The following is a 20,533-nucleotide window of genomic DNA, read 5'->3' on the forward strand; positions in this document are numbered from 1 at the left end:
GAACCACTTCTGTTCTCCGTCAACTGACCATCTTTGTAAGGCACTTCAGTGGAAGACGTCACAGCGACTCCCGCAGGCGGGCGCGTTCCCGGCGCCCGCGGCGGGCCGGTCCGCAAAACCTCCCGCACCATCCGCACCCGGCTCCTCAGGATCCTCGTCCTCTCCCTGGCCATCCTGCTGGCCCTGCTCGGCACGATGGCCGGCCGGCAGATCTCCGACTACCGCAACGCCAAGGACACAGCACAGAACGCCCGGCTGGAGATCACCCTGCAGGGCCTCGTCCACGAGCTGCAGAAGGAGCGCGGACTCACCACCGGCTATGTCGGCGGCGTACGCCAGTTCCGCGCCAAGCTGCCCGCCCAGCGCAAGGCGACCGACAGGGCGCGCGACGCGCTCGACAGGGCGCTGGCCGGCAAGGACACCGGCGCGGCCGAGTCCGTGCGGGAGTCGCTGGGCCGGCTCGCCGGGCTCGCCCGCATCCGCGAGAACGCCGACGACGGCTCGGGCCGGGTCAAGAGCACCTTCGACTACTTCACCACCACCATCACCGTCCTGGACCGGCTCGGAATGGGCCTCGACGACGTCCACGACACCCGGCTGCGCGCCTCCTACCAGGCACTTCAAACGCTCGGCAACGCCAAGGAGTTCACGGGCGAGGAGCGCGCCATCGTGCTCGGCTCGGTGCGCGCCGGACACTTCCGCGACGACGACTACAGCCGGTTCATGGAGATCCGCGCCGGACGGCTCGCCGCCCTCGACGCCTTCCCGCACACGGCGACCACCGCCCAGGAACGGCGGCTCGCGGCGGCTCTCAGCACGCCGGACGCCGAACGCGCGCTGTCGTACGAGACGGTGGCGGTGCGCGGCGGTGGTCATCTCACGGACTCCGGCGTCCCGCCGATGGCCTGGTGGAACAGCATGACCTCGACCATCAACGGGCTGCGCGAGGTGCAGGTCTCCCTCGGCGCCGACGTCGAGGAGCGGGCCGGGCAACTCAGCGGTGAGGCGCAGCGCGACCTGCTGCTCTTCATGCTGCTCGCCCTCGCCGCCACGGCTGTGCTCGGTGCCCTGGCGCTGGACTGCGTACGGTCCGTCTCCGCTCCGCTGGGCAGTCTCGCCGAGCAGGCCCGTGACATCGCCCGCGAGCGGCTGCCGGCGGCCGTCGCCCGGATCCAGGCCGGCCCCGGCGACGAGCCGGAGCCGCCCGCGCGGCTGGCTGTGCCCGAACAGGCGGGTGCCGAGGTGCGCGAGGTCGCCGAGGCCTTCGACCGGGTGCAGCGCGCCGCCTTCGACCTCGCGACCGAGCAGGCCGTGCTGCGCCGCAACGCCACGGACTCGCTGGTCAGCCTCGGCCGCCGCAACCAGAACCTGGTGCGCCGACAGATCAGCTTCATCAACAAGCTGGAGCACGAGGACGCCGACCCCGCGACGCTCGCCAACCTCTTCGAACTGGACCACCTGGCCACCCGTATGCGCCGCAACGCCGAGAGCCTGCTCGTGCTCGCCGGGGAGTCCAGCCCTCGGTCGTGGTCCACACCGCAGTCCGTCACCGACGTGCTGCGCGCCGCGCTCTCCGAGGTCGAGGAGTACCGCCGGGTGACCCTGCGCAGGATCGAGCCCGCGCAGATCACCGGATCCGTGGTGGCCGAGGTCGCCCACCTGCTCGCCGAGCTCGTCGAGAACGCGCTCAGCTTCTCGCCTCCCGCCTCCGAGGTCGAGATCGAGGGACGGGGTACGAGCGCGGGCTATCTCATCGCCATCGTCGACCACGGTCTCGGCATGGCACCCCAGGCGCTCGCCGAGGCGAACGTACGTCTCTCCGGCACGGCCAGCTTCATGGCCGAACCGACCCGGTTCCTCGGCCACTTCGTGGTCGGGGCCCTCGCCCGCAAACGCGGCATCGAGGTGCGTCTCGGGGAGGGGCCGGCCGAGGGCGTCGTCGCCCGGGTGCTGATCCCCACCAGCCTGCTCACGGAGGCCGGCACCCGGCAGTCCGCCGCCGTGGCGGCCCCGGCCGCCGAGGCCGCGGAGACGCTGCCGGCGCTGCCCGCCCCACGTGCCGAGTCCGACGCCGCGGCCGCCGCCGTGGAGTCCGCCGGATCCGTCGCCGTCGCCGTCGCCGCGGAGCACACCGGACAGCTCGTCTCGGTCGGGGCAGCCGGGGCAGCCGGGGGGACCGGGGAGCCGGGGGAGCCGACTCCGCGAGCGGCAGCCGGGCAGCAGGCGGGCTCGGCTGCTTCTGCCGCCCGCGGCCCCTCCGCCGCCCGTACCCGCAACGGGCTCGTCAAGCGGCCGCGGCGCAGCGCCATCGCCGACGCCGTCAGCGAGAGCGACCGGCCGAGCCGCCCGGCGCTGTCCGGGCCGGCGCCCGACCGCAGCCCCGAGGAGGTCTCCGGGATGCTCACGTCGCTGCGCAGCGCCCATATGCGGGGCGGGATCAGCGTCGAGAAGGAGCGCGATCAGGAGAAGGCGGGGCGGCAGGACCGGAAGCAACGGCAGGGGAGTACTCCGGCTGAGCCGGAGCAGGTGGAGAAGGCCGAGCAGACGGACAAGGGTGCCGGGGCCGGCGTCGGGAAAGGCCGGGACAAGTGACCACTGTCGACGTGCACAACGACTCGAAGACCTTCAACTGGCTGCTCGCCAACTTCGTCCGCAACACCGACGGAGTGCGCGACGCCGTCGCCGTCTCGTCCGACGGTCTCCTGATCGCCGTCTCGGACGGCCTGGGACGCACCGAGGCCGACCATCTCGCCGCGATCGTGTCGGGCCTGTCGAGCCTGGCCCGCAGCGCATCGCGCCGTTACACCTTCGACGGGGTGAAGCTGATCATGATCGAGATGGGCCGGGGCTTTCTGCTCGTCTCCGCGATCCGGGACGGCAGCTGCCTCGGCGTCCTCGCCGACAGCAGCGGCGAACTCGGCCTCGTCGGCTACGAGATGGCCGTGCTGGCGGAGCGCGCCGGCGACCTGCTCACTCCGGCGCTCATCGTGGACCTACGCCAGGCGCTGCCACGGTGAGCGGGGCAGGCAGGGGATCGTCCGACGAGGACACCACGTTCGTACGGCCGTTCATCATCACCGGTGGTCGTGTCGAACCCGCACAGGCGGATATCCGCCTGGAGACCCTGGTCGTCGCCGTCGAGGTGTCCGACGAGACGGCGCCGCTCGGCTTCGAGCGGGTGGGGGTGCCCCCGGACGACGTACGGGCGAGGATCGTCGCGCTGTGCGAGCAGCCCACGACGGTGGCGCAGGTGGCCGCGGGGGTCGGCGTACCGCTCGGTGTCGCGAAGGTGCTCGTCGCCGACCTCGTCGTGCTGGGGCGACTGACGTGCCGGCAACCATCGGAGCTGCCGCTCCACACGCTCGAGAGGATCAGGGACCATGTCCGGTCGCTCTGACAAGACCGCTCCGCTTGCGGTGAAGATCGTGGTCAGCGGGGGGCTCGGGGTCGGCAAGACGACCTTCATCGGTGCCGTGTCGGAGATCGAGCCGTTGGACACGGAAGCGGCCATCACACAGGTGTCGGTGGGCGTGGACTCGCTCGACGGGGTCGAGTCCAAGACCACCACGACCGTCGCGCTCGACTTCGGGCGGATCACGCTCGACCCGTCGATCGCGCTGTACCTGTTCGGCACCCCCGGCCAGGACCGGTTCTCCTTCCTCTGGGACGACCTGGTGGAAGGGGCGCTCGGCACGGTGGTCCTCGTGGACACCCGGCGGATCGAGGACTGCTTCCCGGCGCTGGACTACTTCGAGGCGCAGGGAGCTCCGTTCGTCCTGGCGGTCAACCTGTTCGAGGGGGCGCAGTGCTTCGAGCTCGACGAGGTCCGCGAGGCCCTCGGCCTGGGCGACGACGTGCCGGTGCTGGCGTGCGACGCCCGGGTCAGATCCTCCGTGCGCGATGTGCTGGCCGCACTGATGGACCAGGTCATCGGGGCTCGCACGGCGCGCCGCGCGGGGCGCACGGCGGTGCTGACGCGGTAGCCGCGCCGGGCGGTGTGCAGGGTTCCGTCCCGCCACTGCCGCTCCGCTGTGGGCGCGGGCGTGTCCCTCCTCGGGCCGGTGCACCGAAGACCGCGCCGACCCCGGACGAGTGACGCCCATTCAGGCAACGTCCCTCTTTCGGGCGGAATCCGTTCGGGCGGGAACCCTTTCGGCCGTCTGTACGTCAGAACTGTTGCCGATGACCAAGCCCCGGTGGCGTGTTGCACGTACGCATAGCCACCGGGGCCGGTTGTCGTATATGCACAGACGGCCGAAAGGCGCCCTTGTGCCGGGCAGTCCTCGCGTCGAATACTCCCGAGCAGCGCTTGTCAGGGGCACGGCTTGTCCGGAATCCGGAACAGCCGGGCTCTTTGGCTGCGCCTCACGGGCCCCGACCCCACAGGGGCCCCCGACTTCCCCTCGGGAGGAACGACCAGTGAGGATCAAGCGCACCACCCCCCGCAGCGGTATCGCGAGACGGACCCGGCTGATCGCCGTGGCCGGCGGACTCGTGGCCGTGGCCGCTTTCGCCGTACCCACCGCGAACGCGGGCGAAGTGCAGACCTACAGCGCGTCCCAGCTGACCAAGGCGAGCGACTCCGTGCTCAGGGCAGACGTGCCCGGCACGGCCTGGGCGGTCGACCGGACGACGAAGCGGCTTGTCGTCACCGTCGACAGCTCGGTCTCCAAGACGGAGATCGCGAAGATCAAGGAGACGGCGGGCAGCACCGCCGGCGCCATCCAGATCAAGCGCACCCCGGGCAGGTTCAACAAGCTGATCTCCGGCGGCGACGCAGTCTATGCGAGTAGCTGGCGCTGTTCCCTCGGCTTCAATGTGCGCAGCGGCAGCACCTACTACTTCCTGACCGCCGGCCACTGCACCGACGGCGCCGGCACGTGGTGGTCCAACTCCTCGCACACCACGACGCTCGGCACCACCGCGGGCTCCAGCTTCCCGGGCAACGACTACGGCATCGTGCGGTACACCAACAGCTCGGTCGCCAAGTCGGGCACCGTCGGCAGTGTGGACATCACCAGCGCCGCCACCCCGAGCGTCGGCGCCACCGTCTACCGCCGCGGCTCCACCACCGGCACCCACAGCGGCCGCGTCACCGCCCTCAACGCCACCGTCAACTACGGCGGCGGCGACATCGTCTACGGCCTGATCCAGACCACGGTCTGCGCCGAGCCCGGCGACTCCGGCGGCCCGCTCTACTCCAGCGGCGGTGTCGCGTACGGTCTGACCTCCGGCGGCAGCGGTGACTGCACTTCCGGCGGCACGACCTTCTTCCAGCCCGTCACCGAGGCGCTGAGCGCATACGGGGTCAGCGTCTACTGACCCCGCGCACCGGCGACACGTATCGCACGCGCGCGCACCACGGCACCACAAGCACCACCGGAAGACCTGCAGCCAGCAGCAGGAGAGCCCCCGCACGTATCCGCCGTGCGGGGGCTCGCCGTTGTCGAACCGGCTCAGGCGGTCGCGGCCGGCCCGCCGTCGTGGCGGGCCGGTCCTTTCGCGTGTCCCGAGCCGGGACCGCGCGCGGCGATCTCGTACGTCTGTTCGAAAATGGTCTATGGTGGAGCTGGGGGTGGCGAGAGCAGGTGTGATCAGGAGGTGCGTGTGCCAGGGTTCACGCATCTGCACACCGTTTCGGGGTTCTCCGTGCGGTACGGAGCCTCGCACCCGGAGCGGCTGGCCGAGCGCGCCGCCGAGCGGGGCATGGACGCCCTCGCGCTCACCGACCGGGACACCGTGGCGGGCACCGTCCGCTTCGCCAAGGCGTGCGCGCAGGCGGGGGTGCGGCCGCTGTTCGGTGCGGAGCTCGCGGTCGCCGCACCCGCACCGCGCCCGCAGGGGCGCGCCCACACGCGCACCCCCGTGCGCGGGGGTGCCTTCATCGACGAGTCGACACCGCGCGTCACCTACCTCGCCCGGGACGGCGCCCGCGGCTGGGCCGCCCTGTGCCGTCTGATCACCGTCGCCCACAACGCCGAGGGCCGCCGCATCCCCGAGGACCGCCCGGTCCTGCCGTGGCAGGAGAACCACGGCGAGGGCCTGACCGTGCTGCTCGGGCCCGCATCCGACGTGGGGCTCGCGCTCGCCGCGGGCCGACCGGACCGGGCCGCCGTGCTGCTCGGGTCCTGGCGTGAGATCTACGGCGACGCGCTGCGCCTGGAGGCCGTCCACCACGGCCGGCAGGGTGCGGGCCCCGGCTCGCTCCGGCTCGCCGCCCGCACCGTCGGCTTCGCCGCCGAGCAGGGCATCCGCCCCGTGCTGAGCAACGACGTCCGCTATGTCGATCCGGGTCTCGGCCCGGTCGCCGACGTCCTCGACGCGGCCCGCCGCCTCGTCCCCATCGACCCCCGCAAGGAGCTGGACGGCGGCGAGCGCTGGCTCAAGGGCGCCGACGACATGCTGCGCATCGCCGAGCGGGTCGTCGAGGCCGCGGGCTACCGCCGCGACACCGCGTACCGCCTGTTCGAACAGACACAGGCCACCGCCGCCGAGTGCCTCGTCGACCCCGGGGACGATCTCGGCATCGGGTCCGTCCACTTCCCCGAGCCGCAGCTCGTCGGCGCGGGGCGCCGCACCGCGCAGCGCGTCCTGGCGTCGCGCGCGGCCGCGGGCATGGTGCTGCGCGGCTACGACCGCCGCCCCGACGCCCGCGTGTACTGGGAGCGGATGCACCACGAGCTGGACATCATCGCCCACCACCACTTCGCCACGTACTTCCTCACGGTGGCCGGGGTCGTCGACGACGTCCGGAGGATGGGCATCCGGGTGGCCGCGCGCGGCTCGGGCGCCGGATCGCTCGTCAACCACCTGCTCGGCATCGCGCACGCCGACCCGGTGGAGCAGAACCTGCTGATGGAGCGCTTCCTGTCCAAGCGGCGGATCGCACTGCCCGACATCGACATCGACGTGGAGTCCGCACGACGGCTCGAGGTCTACCGCGCGATCATCGACCGGTTCGGCACCGAGCGGGTCGCGACCGTCGCCATGCCCGAGACCTACCGGGTACGGCACGCCATCCGCGACGTGGGCGCCGCCCTGTCCATGGACCCGGCGGACATCGACCGGATCGCCAAGTCCTTCCCGCACATCCGTGCACGCGACGCCCGCGCGGCGATGGAGGAGCTGCCCGAGCTGCGCGAGCTGGCGGGGGAGAAGGACAAGTACGGACGCCTGTGGGAGCTGGCCGAGGCGCTCGACGCGCTGCCGCGCGGGGTCGCCATGCACCCGTGCGGGGTGCTGCTCTCCGACGCCTCGCTGCTCTCCCGTACGCCCACCATGCCGACCAGCGGCGAGGGCTTCCCGATGTCGCAGTTCGACAAGGACGACGTCGAGGACCTCGGGCTGCTCAAGCTCGATGTGCTGGGCGTGCGGATGCAGTCGGCGATGGCGCACGCGGTCGCCGAGGTCGAACGGGTGACGGGGGCCCGGCTCGACATCGACGCCGTGCCGGAGGGCGATCCATCGACGTATCGACTCATCCGCTCCACCGAGACGCTGGGCTGCTTCCAGATCGAGTCGCCGGGCCAGCGGGACCTGATCGGGCGGCTGCAGCCGGAGACCTTCCACGACCTCGTCGTCGACATATCGCTCTTCCGGCCGGGCCCGGTCGCGGCCGACATGGTGCGGCCGTTCATCGCGGCGCGGCACGGCCGTGCGCCGGTCCGCTATCCGCACCCGGACCTGGAGGAGCCGCTCAAGGAGACCTACGGGGTCGTGGTCTTCCACGAGCAGATCATCGAGATCGTCAGCATCATGACCGGGTGCGGGCGCGACGAGGCGGACCAGGTGCGCCGCGGTCTGTCCGACCCCGAGTCGCAGGGGAGGATCCGGGCCTGGTTCGCGCAGGAGGCGGCGGCGAAGGGGTACGACGCCGAGACGATCGCCCGGACCTGGGAGATCATCGAGGCCTTCGGTTCGTACGGCTTCTGCAAGGCGCATGCGGTCGCCTTCGCCGTGCCCACGTACCAGTCGGCGTGGCTGAAGGCCCATCATCCGGCTGCGTTCTACGCGGGGTTGCTCACCCATGACCCCGGGATGTACCCGAAGCGGCTGCTGCTCGCGGACGCGCGGCGGCAGGGGGTGCCGATCCTGCCGCTGGACGTGAACCGGTCCGGGGTCGATCATCGGATCGAACTGGTGTCCGGTTCTGGGGGTGCTGGGGGTTCTGAGGGCGGCGGGGGCGACGGTGCCCGCGGCCGCTGGGGGCTCCGGCTCGCCCTCTCCGACGTGCACGGCATCAGCAAGGCCGAGGCGCAGCGGATCGCCGACGGGCAGCCGTACTCCTCGCTGCTCGATTTCTGGGAGCGGGCGAGGCCCAGCAGGCCGGTCGCTGGACGGCTCGCACAGGTGGGTGCGCTGGACGCGTTCGGCGCCAACCGCCGGGACCTGCAGCTGCACCTGTCGGAGCTGCACCGCGGCGCGCACGCTTCCGGTACCTCTCAGCTGCCTCTCGCCGGCGGGCGCAGGACCGCCCCGGCCGGGCTGCCCGACCTGGGCGCCGCGGAGCGGCTCAGCGCCGAGCTCGGCGTCCTCGGCATGGACGCGTCGCGCCATCTCATGGGCGACTACCAGGAGTTCCTGGACGAGCTGGGCGTGGTCACGGCACGCCGGCTGCGCACGGCCAGGCACGGTGAGACGGTCCTGGTCGCGGGGGCGAAGGCGGCCACCCAGACGCCGCCGATCCGCTCCGGCAAGCGGGTCATCTTCACCACCCTCGACGACGGCACGGGCCTGGTCGACCTCGCCTTCTTCGACGACGCCCACGCCGCGTGCGCGCACACGGTCTTCCACTCCTGGCTGCTGCTCGTACGCGGAGTCGTGCAGCGCCGCGGCCCCCGCAGCCTCAGCGTGGTCGGCTCCGCCGTCTGGAACCTCGCCGACCTGCTGGAGCTGCGCCGCGATGGCGGCCTCGACGCGGTGGCGCAGCGTCTGGCCGAGCCGGCGATGGCGTCGTCGCCGTCACCGGAAGAGCCCGGTGAGGGCGGCGGGGGCGACGGGGGAGAGGCGGAAGGCGGCGGCCGTGCGGGCGGTACGGACGGCCGCCGCATCCGGATGCCCACCGGATACGAGATGCATCCGTGGGCGGATCTGCGTCCGGCGGGCGAAGGCCCGGCGAGCGGACGGAAGTTGTGGCACCAGAGTCCAGGGAGTGCGGGATGACCATCCTCTGTCTGCGTTTCCAGCTGCCGTCGGCGGGCGAGGCCGTCCTGCCGGGGCTCCTCACGCTGCTCGGAGAGTTCACCCCCGTCGTCGAGGCGGCCCCGCCCGACGCGGCACTCGCGGATCTGGGCGGAGCGGTGCGGTACTTCGGGCGGGACGCGGTCGAGCTGGCAGCAGTGATACGGGTACGGGCGCTCGCCCTGTACAGCGTCGACTGCGCGATCGGGGCCGGGCCCGGGCCGATGCTGGCGCGGATGGCCGCACGCGACGCCGCGCCGGGGGTGACCCGGGTCGTGCCCGAGGACCCGGACGCCATCGCGGAGTTCCTCGCCGACAAGCCGGTCATGGCACTCCCCGGGGTCGGCGCGGCGACCGCCCGCACCCTCGGCTCGTACGGGCTCGACTCCATCGGCAGGCTCGCCGCCGCACCCCTGTCCACCGTGCAGCGGCTCGTCGGCGCCCGCGCCGGGCGTGAGCTGCACGAGAAGGCACACGGCGTCGACCGGAGTCGCGTCGTCCCGAACGCCGCAGCTCGCTCGCTGGCCTCCGAACGGACCTTCCCGCGCGACGAACTGGACCCGTTCCAGCACCGGCGCGCCCTGCTCTCCATCACCGAGGAGCTGGGCGCCCGGCTGCGCGCCGAGAAGCAGGTGTGCCGCGCGCTGGCCCTGACCGTGCGCTACGCGGACCGCTCGACGACCACGCGCAGCCGGACGCTCCCCGAGCCGACCGCCCACTCGTCCGCGCTCACCGACACCGCGTACCGGATGTACGAGGCGCTCGGCCTGCAGCGGGCCCGGGTGCGCGCCGTCGCGCTGCGCGCCGAGGGCCTGGGCCCGGCCGAAGGCACCGCCCACCAGCTCAGCTTCGATCCGGCGGACGACAAGGCCCGCCGGCTCGAGGCGGCCGCGGACCGGGCCCGCGCCCGGTTCGGTCCTGGCGCGGTCATCCCGGGGGCGCTGGCGGCGTAGGCGCCTCGTGCGTCAGTTGGCCCACGGCGGGGTGAGGTGCGTGCCGTCCGCCAGGTCCGCTGCCATGCCCACGCTCGTGGTGACCCATGCGACGGCGGTCTCGGCGGTGCGGTTGTGGATCTGCACCGGGACGCCCGCGTTGATGACGGCGGTGTCTCCGGGCGCGAGCGGCTCGGTGTGTCCGTCGAGAGTGATCTCCACCTCGCCGCTGAGCAGATGGAAGAGCTCCTCGCGGGTGACGGTGTGCACGGGGGACGAGACCCCGGCGGGGATCTCGCCGCGCCAGCCGCACAACTCCTTGCTGCCCAGGGCGGGCCGTGCGTACGAGATGAAGCGGGTGCCGTGGATTTCCATGGTCTCGGCGTCGGCGGTGCGGATGACGGGCATGGCGGACCTCCGGTGAAGTGGTCGAGCAGGCTGAAGTGGGCGACTTGAGATGGTCAAGCAGCTTGACCATATAGTCAAGCTGCTTGACCAAGTGCGTCAAGGTGTTTCAATGCCTCCGTGCAGAACTCCGAAGCCATGGCCCTGTCCACCGCTCTCCTCGCAGTCGCGGGCGAGCTGACCCAGCGCATCCATGACGGCGTCGTCGCGCGCGGCTTCGAGGGGGTGCGTCCCGCGCACGGCTTCGCCTTCGCGCGGATGGCCCCGGGCGGCGCGACCGTCACCGAACTGGCGGAGCACCTCGGCGTCACCAAGCAGGCCGCAAGTCAGCTCGTGGACGAGCTCGTACGCAAGGGATACACGCGGCGTGAGCCGCACCCCGGTGACGCGCGCGCCCGGCTGGTCGTGCTCACCGAACTGGGCTGGTCCTGCACTCGTGCCGCGGACGAAGCCGCGGCGGAGGCCGTGCGTCCGTGGGTGGAGCTGCTCGGCGAGCGGAAAGCCCGGGCGCTTCGCGACGACTTGCTGCGCCTCGCGCCGCGGGGGCCGATCAGGCCCACATGGTGACGCCGGGACGGGGCGGCGAGGGCCGTCGAGTCCAGGGCGAGCCCAGGGGAGCCGATGGCGGGTCCATGGTGAGCGAGTGGCTGACGGCGATTCAGGTTTTTACCGTCGTACCACTTCACGGCTGGGTTACTCGCCCGTAATTTGCTAGGTGCGCCACCTTCTTGTGGCCCGGGCCGCAGCGCGAACAATCATCGCAACTCCCTTGAGCCGCAAGGAGATCGCCCGATGCTGCCCTCGAAGCGTCCCCGGAAGCGTACGTTCAGATCCCTGACCGCAGCCCTGCTGCTCACCGCCGCCCTCGCCGTAGCGGGCCCAGCCGCCACCGCACAGGCCCAGGCCCCGAGCAGCGGCTGGAACGACTACTCCTGCAAGCCGTCCGCCGCGCACCCGCGGCCTGTCGTCCTCGTCCACGGAACCTTCGGGAACTCCGTCGACAACTGGCTGGCCCTCGCGCCCTACCTGGTCGACCGCGGGTACTGCGTCTACTCCCTCGACTACGGGCAGCTGCCCGGCGTGCCGCTCTTCAACGGCCTCGGTCCCATCGACGTGTCGGCCGGGCAGCTGGATACCTTTGTCGACAAGGTGCTCGCATCGACCGGTGCGGCGAAGGCTGACCTGGTCGGGCACTCCCAGGGCGGGATGATGCCCCGGTACTACCTCAAGTTCCTCGGCGGCGCCGCCAAGGTGAACGCGCTCGTCGGCATCGCCCCCGACAACCACGGCACCACCCTGTCGGGACTCACCAACCTCCTGCCGTACTTCCCGGGCGCGGAGGGCCTGCTCTCCGCGGCCACTCCCGGACTCGCCGACCAGATCGTCGGATCCGCCTTCCTGACCAAGCTCAACGAGGGCGGCGACACGGTTCCCGGCGTCCGCTACACCGTCATCGCCACCAAGTACGACGAGGTGGCGACGCCGTACCGCGCGCAGTTCCTGGACGGGCCGGACGTGCGCAACGTCGTCGTGCAGGACCTGTGTTCCGCCGATCTGTCCGAGCATCTGGCGATCGGGCTCCTGGACCGCGTCGCCTTCCACGAGGTGGCGAACGCGCTCGACCCCGCGCACGCCACCCCGACCACCTGCGCCTCCGCCCTCAGCTGAGCGGCGCACCACTGCCGTCGGGCACACCCCCATCGCCGGGACGCGTGCCCGACGGCCTCAGCCCACCCACCGATAACGCCGCTCGGGCCGCCCCGTCCTTCCGTACTTGAGCGTCACCTGCGCCCGGCCCGTGTCCGCGAAGTACTCGAGATAGCGGCGGGCGCTGACCCGGGACAGGCTGCCCGCGCGGGCGCACTCCGAGGCGGAGAGGCCGTCCGGGTGGGCGCGCAGCGTGCGTTCGACGAGCTCGGCGGTGTGCGCCGCGAGTCCCTTCGGCAGCTCGCGGGAGCCGGGCGGGCGGGCACCGAAGATCTGGTCGACATCCTCCTGGCGCGCCTCGTCGAGCCGGTCCAGGCGGGCCCGCAACGCCGCCACGTGCCGCAACTGCTCCTGGAGCGCCGCCTGGTCGAACGGCTTGAGCAGATAGTGCAGCGCCCCGGCGCGCAATGCGGCCCGCACGATCTCCGCATCCCGCGCCGCCGTGATGAACAGGACGTCCACCGCCGCCCGTTCGGGATCGCGCTCCTCGGCGGCGCGCAGCTCGCGCAGCACACCGATCCCGTCCATGTCGGGCAGATAGACGTCCAGGAGTACGAGGTCAGGGCTCAGCCGCCGCACCGCACGCAGTGCCTCCGCGCCGCTGTGCGCGACGCCGACGACCGTGAACCCGTCCGTCGCGGACACATACCGGCTGTGCAGCTTGGCGACCATGAAGTCGTCGTCCACCACCAGCACCTTCGTCACTCACCGCAGGCTATGGGGCCGACCACAAGAACCACAACGTTCCTTGCTTGCGGAAGAGAGACAGCTCGTTAACGCGCAGGCAACATGTGGGCCACCTCACACCCCCCCGCAAGCCTTCCCGTACCGATCCGACGTACCGACAGGTGGTGGCACATGCGGCTGCGCACTCCGCTCGCCCTGCTCGGGGCCGCGGTGCTCGTGCTCGCCGGACCGCCGCTGCTCACGACCGGCAGCGGCGCCGAGACCGGCACACAGATCCCCGGCCTGCGCTTCATGGTCCCCAACACGCCCGGCGGCGGCTACGACATCACGGCCCGCACCGCCGCCAAGAACGCCGAGGACGCCGGGCTCACCCACAACATCGAGGTCTTCAACCTGCCCGGCGCCGGCGGTACCGTCGGCCTCACCCGGCTCGTCGGCGAGCACGGCAACGGCCGGCTCGCCACGTCCATGGGCCTCGGCGTCGTAGGAGCCGCGCGCTCCAACCACGCGCCGAAGACGCTCGCCGACACCACACCGATCGCCCGGCTCACCGAGGAGCAGGACGTCGTCGTGGTCGCCAAGGACTCCCCGTACCGGACCATCGAGCAGCTCATCGAGGCGCGGGGCCGTACTGTGGCGGCATGACGGACGACGACACCCGGCTCGACCCGGGCGTGCTGCGGATCCGCCCGGCCACCGCCGCCGACGTGACCGCCGTGAAGGCGGTCACGGACGCGGCGTACCACCACTACATCGAACGCATCGGCGTCGTACCCCAGCCGATGGAGGCGGACCATGCGGCGAATGTCGCCGCGGGCCTGGTGTTCGTCGCCGGCGATCCTGTGACGGGCCTCGTGGTCGTCGTCCCGGAGGCCGGCCACCTGTTCCTGGACAGCATCGCGGTGCATCCTGACGCGCACGGGCAGGGCGTGGGCCGCCGCCTGCTGGCCTTCGTCGACGCACGCGCGCGTGCGCTGGGACTGTCCGAGGTCAGGCTCTACACGAACGCGATGATGTGGGAGAACCAGAAGATCTACCCGCGGTACGGATACGAGGTCGTCGAGCGGCGTGTCGACGGGCCGTACGACCGCATTCACTACCGCAAGAGGCTGGCCTGAGGGCCTCGGCCGCCTCGGTCGGCCGTCGGTGCCAGGGTTTCGGAGAAAAATCTTTCGGCCGGATGTCACAGGGGCCGGGGCGGCTGTGTCCAACCAAGTGAAAGCAGACGCGGTTCACATGGGAGGGCACAGTGATCAAGAAGAGTGCCGAGGTCGGCGATTCGTTCATGGCCTACCTCGAGGCCGGCGCGGGGGACGTGCCCGTGGTGTTTCTGCACGGGAACCCCACGTCGTCGTACCTGTGGCGGAACGTCATCCCGCACGTGGCCGGCCAGGCGCGCTGCCTGGCGCCGGATCTGATCGGGATGGGCGAGTCCGGGAAGCCCGACATCGGCTACCGTTTCGTCGACCATGTCCGTTATCTGGACGCCTGGTTCGACGCGCTCGGTCTGGAGGAGGTCGTGATCGTCGGTCATGACTGGGGCGGGGCGCTGGGCATGGACTGGGCCGCCCGGCATCCGGGGCGGGTGCGGGGTGTGGCGGTGATCGAGACGTTTCTGCGGCCGCTGCGCTGGGAGGAGATGCCGCCGCAGGGCGCCGAGTTGTTCCGGTCGTTCCGCTCCCCGGAGGGGGAGGTGAAGATCCTCGAGAACAACATGTTCATCGAGTTCAACCTTCCCTTCGGGGTGACCAGCGGGCTCGCGGCCGAGGACCACGACGTCTACCGCGCGCCGTATCCCGACCCGGCCTCGCGCAAGCCGCTCCTGGCGTGGCCGCGCGAGATCCCCTTCGACGGTGAACCGGCCGACGTGCACGAGCGCATGCTCGCCTACGGCCGCTGGATGGCGGACACTCCCGAGGTGCCGAAGCTCGTGATGACCGTCGAGTCCGGCGTGGGAATGGGGTCACCCGAGATGGCCGCGTGGGTCAAGGACACCTTCGCGAGCGTGGAGATCGAGTCGGTCGGACCGGGCGGGCACCACGCCCCGGAGGACCAGCCGGACGCCATCGGATCCGCAGTCGCCCGCTGGCTGCGGCGACACGAGTTGACGACGCAGTGACGATGCAGCGGTGAGGGACGAAGGCGCCATGAGCAGCGAAGGGAAAGCTGTGAGCAGCGAAGAAGCCGTGGGCGGTGAAGACGCCGAGGCCGCCGGCAGCGAACGCGAAGCGGCTCTGGACAGCGAACGTGAAGCGGCCTTGGACAGCGAACAGAAGCTGGTGGCGCGTGCGGTCGACGGCGACAAGGCGGCCCTGGAGGAGGTGGTCCACCTCCTCCAGGACCCGCTCTACCGGCTGGCCCTGCGGATGGTGTGGCGGCCGGCGGACGCGGAGGACGCGACCCAGGAGATCCTGATCCGGGTCATCACCCGGCTCGCCACCTGGCGCGCCGAGGCGAGGCTCCTCACATGGGCGTACCGGGTCGGCGTCAACTACCTGCTCAATCTGCGCCGCAGCACCCCGCAGGAGGCGAAGCAGCTCAGCCTGGAGGAGTTCCGCGAGAACCTGGCCGACGGGCTCGCGGCGGCCGACTACGCGGGTCCCGAGGCCGAACTGCTGGTCCACGAAGTACGGCTCAGCTGCTCGCAGGCGATGCTGCAGTGCCTGGAGCGCGGGGAGCGGGTCGCCTTCGTGCTCGGTGAGGTCTTCGAGCTGCCGTCGCCCGACGCCGCGTGGATCCTCGACGTCACCCCGGCCGCGTACCGCAAGCGCCTCGAGCGCGCCCGGCAGCGGATCCGCGCGTTCATGGGGTCGACGTGCGGGATCGTCGACCCGAAGGCGTTCTGCCGCTGCGCCCGGCGGGTGGAAACGGCGGTCGCGAGCGGCCGCGTCGACCCGCGGCGGCCGGCGCTGGCCACCCATCCCGTCACCCCGGGCGGCCGCGGTGTGACCGCGGCCGCCGCGCAGATGCACCGCCTGCACGACGCCGCCGCCGTGCTGCGCGCACACCCCGACTACGCCGCTCCGCAGGCCAGAACCGATGCCGTACTGGCACTGCTGCAGTCCGGGCGGTTCCCGCTGCTGGGGTGAGTTCCCGCTGCTGGGGTGAGGGGCGGCCGGCTTCCGGTCAGTCCTCGGGCCACCAGGTCTGCTGGATGTCCTTGCGGACCTCGGGGCGCTCGCGGGGCCGGTCGTCGGCCTCTTCCCGCGCGCGGCGGCGGTCGATGGTGGTCTTTCCCAGGGGCTTCTGCACGGTCACGCGGCGCATGGCTGCCTCCTTGTGGTCCGCCGGTTTCCGCAGGGGTGCGGAGGTGAGGCAGACCTGGTTGAGGGAGAGTGACGCATCGGAGGCCGGTTGTCAGTGGCGGGTGTCACGCTGGGCGGCATGACTGTTCACCAGGGGAGCATCGAATCGGACGGCGTCGACTGGGACGCCGAGGCCGCCACCTTCGACGACTATCCGGATCACGGCCTGCGGGACCCCGCCGTGCGGGACGCCTGGGCGGCGCGGATGAAAGAGTGGCTCCCCTCGGCGAGATCTCACATCCTGGACCTCGGGTGCGGCACAGGCAGCCTCTCGCTGCTCGCCGCCGAACAGGGGCACCAGGTCACGGGCGTCGACCTGTCGCCTCGCATGGCCGAGCGCGCCCGGGCCAAGCTCGCGGGACACGACGCGGAGATCCTGGTCGGCGATGCGGCGGCGCCCCCGGTGGGCGACCGCAGGTTCGACGTGGTGCTGGTGCGCCATGTGCTGTGGACGCTGCCCGACCCCGAGGCGGTCCTGCGCCACTGGCGCGGGCTGCTCAGGCCAGGAGGCCGGCTCGTCCTGGTCGAGGGCGTCTGGGGCGAGACGTCCCCGGTCGGCATCCCCGCCCGCCGCCTCGTGGAGCTGCTCGCCCCGCTCACCGCCCGCCTCCACACCGAGCGGCTGTCGGGGGACGCCCGCCTGTGGGGCCGGGCGGTGCACGACGAGCGGTATGCGGTGGTGGCCACGTTCCCGGCTCCCCGGCCGTGGGCCCGCCACACCGAGGTCGTCGACGTCCATCTGATCCTCCGCCGCGGCGACGAGGTGCTGCTCGCCCGCCGCGCAGGCACGGGGTACGCGGACGGCCTGCTGAACGGACCGTCCGGCCACGTCGAGGACGGCGAGGACGTCCGCGCCGCCATGATCCGCGAGGCCCGCGAGGAGATCGGCCTCGACCTCGCGCCGGACGACCTGCGCGTCGCGCTCGTCATGCAGCACCGTGGGCCGGGCGGGCAGCCGCGTATCGGCTGGTTCTTCGAGGCGCAGTACGGAGCGGGCGGCGAGCCGGTGAACAGGGAGCCGGACAAGTGCTCCGGAATCGGCTGGCACCCGCTGTCCGCGCTCCCCGACGACATGGTGGCGTACTGCCGTGCGGGCCTCGAGGCGTATCGCGCCGGTCAGCGCTTCGTTCTGCACTGGCACGAGGACGGTGACGCCGTTGCGTACGAGCCGGGAGGGGCGAGCCGCGTGAAGGTTCTCAGGGAGACCTGAGCAGGCCCTCGAGACCCTCCCCGCGTGCCAGACGCTCGAGTTCGTCCAGGGCCCGGCGGGCGGCGGCCGCGGCGGCCGGGTCCGACTCGGCCAGGCCGCTCGCGGCGAACTCGTCCTCGTCCAGCCGCAGCACCGTCGCGCGGTCGCCGGACACCCACAGGTCGAGGTCCAGGTCCTCCACGACCAGCTCGCGGCCCGACAGGACGGCGGGCCGGGCCACGTCGCAGTACCAGCCCTTCAGGGTGCCGTCCGCGGCCCGGACCTCCTTCACGGAGTACCAGCGGTCGCGCCAGTAGTGCTCGCTGAAGATGTCACCCGGCTCGAAGCGCACGAAGCCGAAGTCGCGGACGCCCGCGCCCGCCCAAGGGGCCCGGACGGTGACGCGGGTGCCGTCGTCGTGGATGAGCCGGGCCGGGTAACGGATCTTCGTGCGGCCGGACTTGACCAGTACCACATCGACGCTGTCGATGCCGTCCGAGACGTCAGCCCAGTTCGCGGACATACCGGACCTCCGTTGCGCAGACCTCGTAGCCGAACCACTTGTTGATGGCCAGCATGGGGCCGTTCCCGGTGTCGTTGCCGGTGAAGGCCTCCGTGCAGCCGGCGGCGCGGGCACGGTGCAGGGAGTCGTTCTTGGCGAGCTTGGCCAGGCCCCGGCCGCGGTAGGAGCGGGCCGTTCCCGTCATGCCGGTCGCGTACCTGGAGGTGCCGTCCGTACGGGCCAGGCTGAACGCCGCGGGGCGGCCGTCCACCACGGCCACCGTGGTCAGTTCGCGGTCCAGCAGCGGATGGCCCCAGGTCTCGGTCAGCCAGTGCTCGTAGTCCGTGAACTCCGTGTCGATGTCGCTGGGCTCGTCCTCTACCGTCTCCGCGTCCAGCTCGAACAGGGGGTGCGGGTCGTCCGCGAAGTCCGCGGCGGTGCGGAGTTCGACACCCGCCGGGGGCCGCTGGAGCGGTGGCAGGGTGCCCCCTGCGAGATCCAGGCGGAGGAAGTGGGCCGACCGGCTCGCGCGGTAGCCGTGCTTCTCGGCGAAGGCGCGGTTGCCGGGCGCGTCCAGGACCCAGCTGTAGAGCGTCGTGACGCCGTGCCCGGCCAGGAACTCCTCCGCCCCGCGCACGATCCGCGAACCCGCGCCGCGGCGGAGCCGCTCCGGATGCACGTACACATTGGCGTAACCCTGCCCGGGCTCCGGGCTGTCGTAGGCGACGCCCAGCTGCGCCGTGCCGATGATCTCGCCGTCCTCCTCGGCGACCAGCGGCCGGTAGTGGGCGTCGGGATGGGCATGCGCCACGTCGAAGGCGACGGACTCGGCCGAGGACAGCATGAACGGCAGGGCGGCGCGCCGCACACGTGCAAAGCCTTCGGCGTCTTCGGGGCGGAAGGCGCGGACACTCACGGTCATGGGGCCGCACGGTACGCGTACGACGTCGTGCTCGCCTCCGAATTACCGTGCCGTGCGGGACAATCGGCACGTGACCTTGAAGATCGACATCGACCCGGGCGCCGCGACCGCGCCCTACGAGCAACTGCGCGCACAGATCTCGGAGCAGGCCCGCTCGGGGGCGCTGCCGGTGGGCTACAAGCTGCCGACGGTACGAGGGCTCGCGGAGGACCTGGGGCTCGCCGCCAACACGGTGGCCAAGGCGTACCGCGCGCTGGAGTCGGACGGGGTGATCGAGACCCGCGGCCGCCACGGCACGTTCGTCGCCGCCGCGGGGGACGCCGCGTCGAAGGGCGCCGCCGCCGCGGCGCAGGCGTACGCCGAGCGTGTCCAGCGCCTCGGCCTCACGGAGGCCGCGGCACTCGAGGCGGCACGGGATGCGCTGCGCGCGGCTTACGGGGACTCGGGGTGACCCTCCAGGGGGCTCCGCCCCTGGACCCCCGTATCGGCGGCTTCGCCGCCTCGTCCTCGAACTCCCCCCAGACTTCGTCCGGGAGGTGCCCCCAGACGGGCTGAAATTCGGCGCCCCGGCGCTACAGGTAAAGCCCGGCATCCGCGCCGGCACGCTGATCCGGAACCGACGCCGGTGTCGTGCCGCGCCGCAGTGCGTAGAGCTCCGCGAGCGTCGCGCCGTCGCGGCCGATGCCGGATTCCAGGTCCGGGGCGTCCGGGCCGAGCCAGTTGACCGCCTCGGGGCGGGTCAGGGGGCCGACCTCGATGCGGGCCAGGCAGCGGCCGGGGCGGACGACCGCCGGGTGGAGCCGCTCCAGGTCCTCGTTGGTGGTGACGCCGACCAGGACGTTGCGGCCCTGGCCGAGCAGCCCGTCCGTGAGGTTGAGCAGGCGCGACAGCGCCTGCCCCGCCGTGTGCTTGGCCTCGCCGCGGATCAGTTCGTCGCAGTCCTCGAGGAGGAGCAGCCGCCAGCGGCCCTTCGCCGTGCCGTCGTCCTCACCGATGGCGATGTCCATCAGGTAGCCGACGTCCGAGAACAGACGCTCGGGGTCCAGGACGCAGTCCACCTGGCACCAGTCGCGCCACGAGCGCGCCAGCGTGCGCAGCGCCGACGTCTTGCCGGTGCCCGGCGGGCCGTGCAGCAGGAGCAGCCGGCCCGCGATGTCCTCCGGCGTGGTCTTCATCAGCCGGTCCATGGCGTCGGCGACCGGCGCGGTGTAGTTGGGCCGCACCTCCTCCCACGTACCGGCCGTGATCTGCCGGGTCGTACGGTGCGGGCCGCGCCGCGGCGACACGTACCAGAAGCCCATCGTGACGTTGTCCGGCTGGGGTTCCGGCTCGTCGTGCGCGCCGTCCGTGGCCTGCTTGAGGATCTTCTCCGCCAGGTCCGCGCTGGTCGCCGTCACGGTGACGTCCGCGCCGCGGTTCCACCGCGAGATCAGCAGCGTCCAGCCGTCGCCCTCGGCGAGCGTCGCGCTGCGGTCGTCGTCGCGGGCGCCGCGCAGCACCGTGGCGCCGCCGGGCAGCAGCGTGGCACCCGACCGCACCCGGTCGATGTTCACGCTGTGCGAGAAAGGCTGCTCGCCCGTCGCGAAGCGGCCGAGGAACAGCGCGTCGACGACGTCCGACGGGGAGTCGCTGTCGTCGACGTTGAGCCGGATCGGCAGAGCGTCGTGTGGGTTCGCAGACATGCCGAACATGATCCGCCACCCA

The 20,533-nt window shown here is 72.0% G+C and carries 20 protein-coding genes and 1 pseudogene; 15 read left to right on the forward strand and 6 right to left on the reverse strand.

Going from position 1 to position 20,533, the window contains the following annotated elements; genetic code table 11:
* Nucleotides 1–48 precede the first annotated feature (48 nt).
* The 7 genes from ACWD4J_RS05890 (at nt 49) to ACWD4J_RS05920 (ending at nt 10,133) form a co-directional block, all read left to right on the forward strand.
* Nucleotides 49–2,592 (forward strand): nitrate- and nitrite sensing domain-containing protein, encoded by a 2,544-nt coding sequence (locus ACWD4J_RS05890; protein ID WP_451394067.1) that lies wholly within the window; start codon nt 49–51, stop codon nt 2,590–2,592.
* A complete protein-coding gene (locus ACWD4J_RS05895) occupies nt 2,589–3,017 on the forward strand; it encodes a roadblock/LC7 domain-containing protein (RefSeq protein ID WP_067270475.1) in 429 nt (142 codons plus the stop codon). Before ACWD4J_RS05890 ends, ACWD4J_RS05895 begins: the two co-directional genes overlap by 4 nt.
* Nucleotides 3,014–3,397 carry a DUF742 domain-containing protein gene (locus ACWD4J_RS05900; protein WP_451394068.1) on the forward strand — a complete coding sequence of 128 codons (384 nt, stop codon included), beginning with the start codon at nt 3,014–3,016 and terminating at the stop codon, nt 3,395–3,397. Before ACWD4J_RS05895 ends, ACWD4J_RS05900 begins: the two co-directional genes overlap by 4 nt.
* The gene (locus tag ACWD4J_RS05905) at nt 3,381–3,983 is read left to right on the forward strand and encodes a GTP-binding protein (protein ID WP_451394069.1); all 603 of its coding nucleotides are present in this window, start codon (nt 3,381–3,383) and stop codon (nt 3,981–3,983) included. Before ACWD4J_RS05900 ends, ACWD4J_RS05905 begins: the two co-directional genes overlap by 17 nt.
* A 436-nt stretch (nt 3,984–4,419) precedes the next feature.
* The gene (locus tag ACWD4J_RS05910) at nt 4,420–5,322 is read left to right on the forward strand and encodes a trypsin-like serine protease (RefSeq protein ID WP_451394070.1); all 903 of its coding nucleotides are present in this window, start codon (nt 4,420–4,422) and stop codon (nt 5,320–5,322) included.
* A gap of 285 nt (nt 5,323–5,607) precedes the next feature.
* On the forward strand, nt 5,608–9,162 hold the full coding sequence (locus tag ACWD4J_RS05915; protein WP_451394071.1) for a DNA polymerase III subunit alpha: 3,555 nt from the start codon (nt 5,608–5,610) through the stop codon (nt 9,160–9,162).
* A complete protein-coding gene (locus ACWD4J_RS05920) occupies nt 9,159–10,133 on the forward strand; it encodes a DNA polymerase Y family protein (RefSeq protein WP_451394072.1) in 975 nt (324 codons plus the stop codon). Before ACWD4J_RS05915 ends, ACWD4J_RS05920 begins: the two co-directional genes overlap by 4 nt.
* Before the next feature lie 12 nt (nt 10,134–10,145).
* On the opposite strand, the gene ACWD4J_RS05925 is transcribed toward ACWD4J_RS05920, so the two are convergent.
* Nucleotides 10,146–10,520 carry a cupin domain-containing protein gene (locus ACWD4J_RS05925; protein WP_451394073.1) on the reverse strand — a complete coding sequence of 125 codons (375 nt, stop codon included), beginning with the start codon at nt 10,518–10,520 and terminating at the stop codon, nt 10,146–10,148.
* A 117-nt stretch (nt 10,521–10,637) separates the two neighbouring features.
* On the opposite strand from ACWD4J_RS05925, the gene ACWD4J_RS05930 reads away from it, so the two are divergent.
* Together ACWD4J_RS05930 and ACWD4J_RS05935 are read left to right on the forward strand one after the other, a co-directional pair.
* Nucleotides 10,638–11,084: a MarR family winged helix-turn-helix transcriptional regulator gene (locus ACWD4J_RS05930; RefSeq protein ID WP_451394074.1), complete on the forward strand. Its 447-nt coding sequence runs from the start codon at nt 10,638–10,640 to the stop codon at nt 11,082–11,084.
* Nucleotides 11,085–11,309: 225 nt separating this feature from the next.
* On the forward strand, nt 11,310–12,185 hold the full coding sequence (locus tag ACWD4J_RS05935) for an esterase/lipase family protein (RefSeq protein ID WP_451394075.1): 876 nt from the start codon (nt 11,310–11,312) through the stop codon (nt 12,183–12,185).
* Between the two features lie 57 nt (nt 12,186–12,242).
* On the opposite strand, the gene ACWD4J_RS05940 is transcribed toward ACWD4J_RS05935, so the two are convergent.
* Entirely contained in the window at nt 12,243–12,929 is a 687-nt protein-coding gene (locus tag ACWD4J_RS05940) for a response regulator (protein ID WP_451394076.1), read from the reverse strand.
* Between the two features lie 153 nt (nt 12,930–13,082).
* Here ACWD4J_RS05940 and ACWD4J_RS05945 point away from each other — a divergent pair.
* The 4 genes and pseudogenes from ACWD4J_RS05945 to ACWD4J_RS05960 form a co-directional block, all read left to right on the forward strand.
* A pseudogene (locus ACWD4J_RS05945) lies at nt 13,083–13,532 on the forward strand (tripartite tricarboxylate transporter substrate binding protein); the annotation flags it as partial.
* 20 nt (nt 13,533–13,552) lie between these two features.
* Entirely contained in the window at nt 13,553–14,029 is a 477-nt protein-coding gene (locus ACWD4J_RS05950) for a GNAT family N-acetyltransferase (RefSeq protein ID WP_451394077.1), read from the forward strand.
* A 131-nt stretch (nt 14,030–14,160) separates the two neighbouring features.
* Nucleotides 14,161–15,030: a haloalkane dehalogenase gene (locus tag ACWD4J_RS05955; protein WP_451394078.1), complete on the forward strand. Its 870-nt coding sequence runs from the start codon at nt 14,161–14,163 to the stop codon at nt 15,028–15,030.
* Between the two features lie 49 nt (nt 15,031–15,079).
* The gene (locus ACWD4J_RS05960; RefSeq protein WP_451394079.1) at nt 15,080–16,000 is read left to right on the forward strand and encodes an RNA polymerase sigma factor; all 921 of its coding nucleotides are present in this window, start codon (nt 15,080–15,082) and stop codon (nt 15,998–16,000) included.
* 37 nt (nt 16,001–16,037) lie between these two features.
* Here ACWD4J_RS05960 and ACWD4J_RS05965 read toward each other — a convergent pair whose 3' ends face one another.
* Nucleotides 16,038–16,178 (reverse strand): hypothetical protein, encoded by a 141-nt coding sequence (locus ACWD4J_RS05965; protein ID WP_451394080.1) that lies wholly within the window; start codon nt 16,176–16,178, stop codon nt 16,038–16,040.
* A 117-nt stretch (nt 16,179–16,295) separates the two neighbouring features.
* On the opposite strand from ACWD4J_RS05965, the gene ACWD4J_RS05970 reads away from it, so the two are divergent.
* Entirely contained in the window at nt 16,296–17,426 is a 1,131-nt protein-coding gene (locus tag ACWD4J_RS05970; protein WP_451394081.1) for a methyltransferase domain-containing protein, read from the forward strand.
* Here ACWD4J_RS05970 and ACWD4J_RS05975 read toward each other — a convergent pair.
* A complete protein-coding gene (locus ACWD4J_RS05975) occupies nt 17,413–17,928 on the reverse strand; it encodes a DUF402 domain-containing protein (protein WP_451394082.1) in 516 nt (171 codons plus the stop codon). The two genes, ACWD4J_RS05970 and ACWD4J_RS05975, sit on opposite strands and share 14 nt — an antisense overlap.
* On the reverse strand, nt 17,909–18,829 hold the full coding sequence (locus ACWD4J_RS05980; protein ID WP_451394083.1) for a GNAT family N-acetyltransferase: 921 nt from the start codon (nt 18,827–18,829) through the stop codon (nt 17,909–17,911). Before ACWD4J_RS05980 ends, ACWD4J_RS05975 begins: the two co-directional genes overlap by 20 nt.
* Before the next feature lie 70 nt (nt 18,830–18,899).
* Here ACWD4J_RS05980 and ACWD4J_RS05985 point away from each other — a divergent pair, with 70 nt between their 5' ends.
* On the forward strand, nt 18,900–19,280 hold the full coding sequence (locus ACWD4J_RS05985; RefSeq protein ID WP_451394084.1) for a GntR family transcriptional regulator: 381 nt from the start codon (nt 18,900–18,902) through the stop codon (nt 19,278–19,280).
* A gap of 121 nt (nt 19,281–19,401) precedes the next feature.
* On the opposite strand, the gene ACWD4J_RS05990 is transcribed toward ACWD4J_RS05985, so the two are convergent.
* Nucleotides 19,402–20,511 carry a DUF5925 domain-containing protein gene (locus tag ACWD4J_RS05990; RefSeq protein ID WP_451394085.1) on the reverse strand — a complete coding sequence of 370 codons (1,110 nt, stop codon included), beginning with the start codon at nt 20,509–20,511 and terminating at the stop codon, nt 19,402–19,404.
* Nucleotides 20,512–20,533: the final 22 nt, after the last annotated feature.

This window comes from Streptomyces sp. NPDC002577 (genome assembly GCF_053594815.1).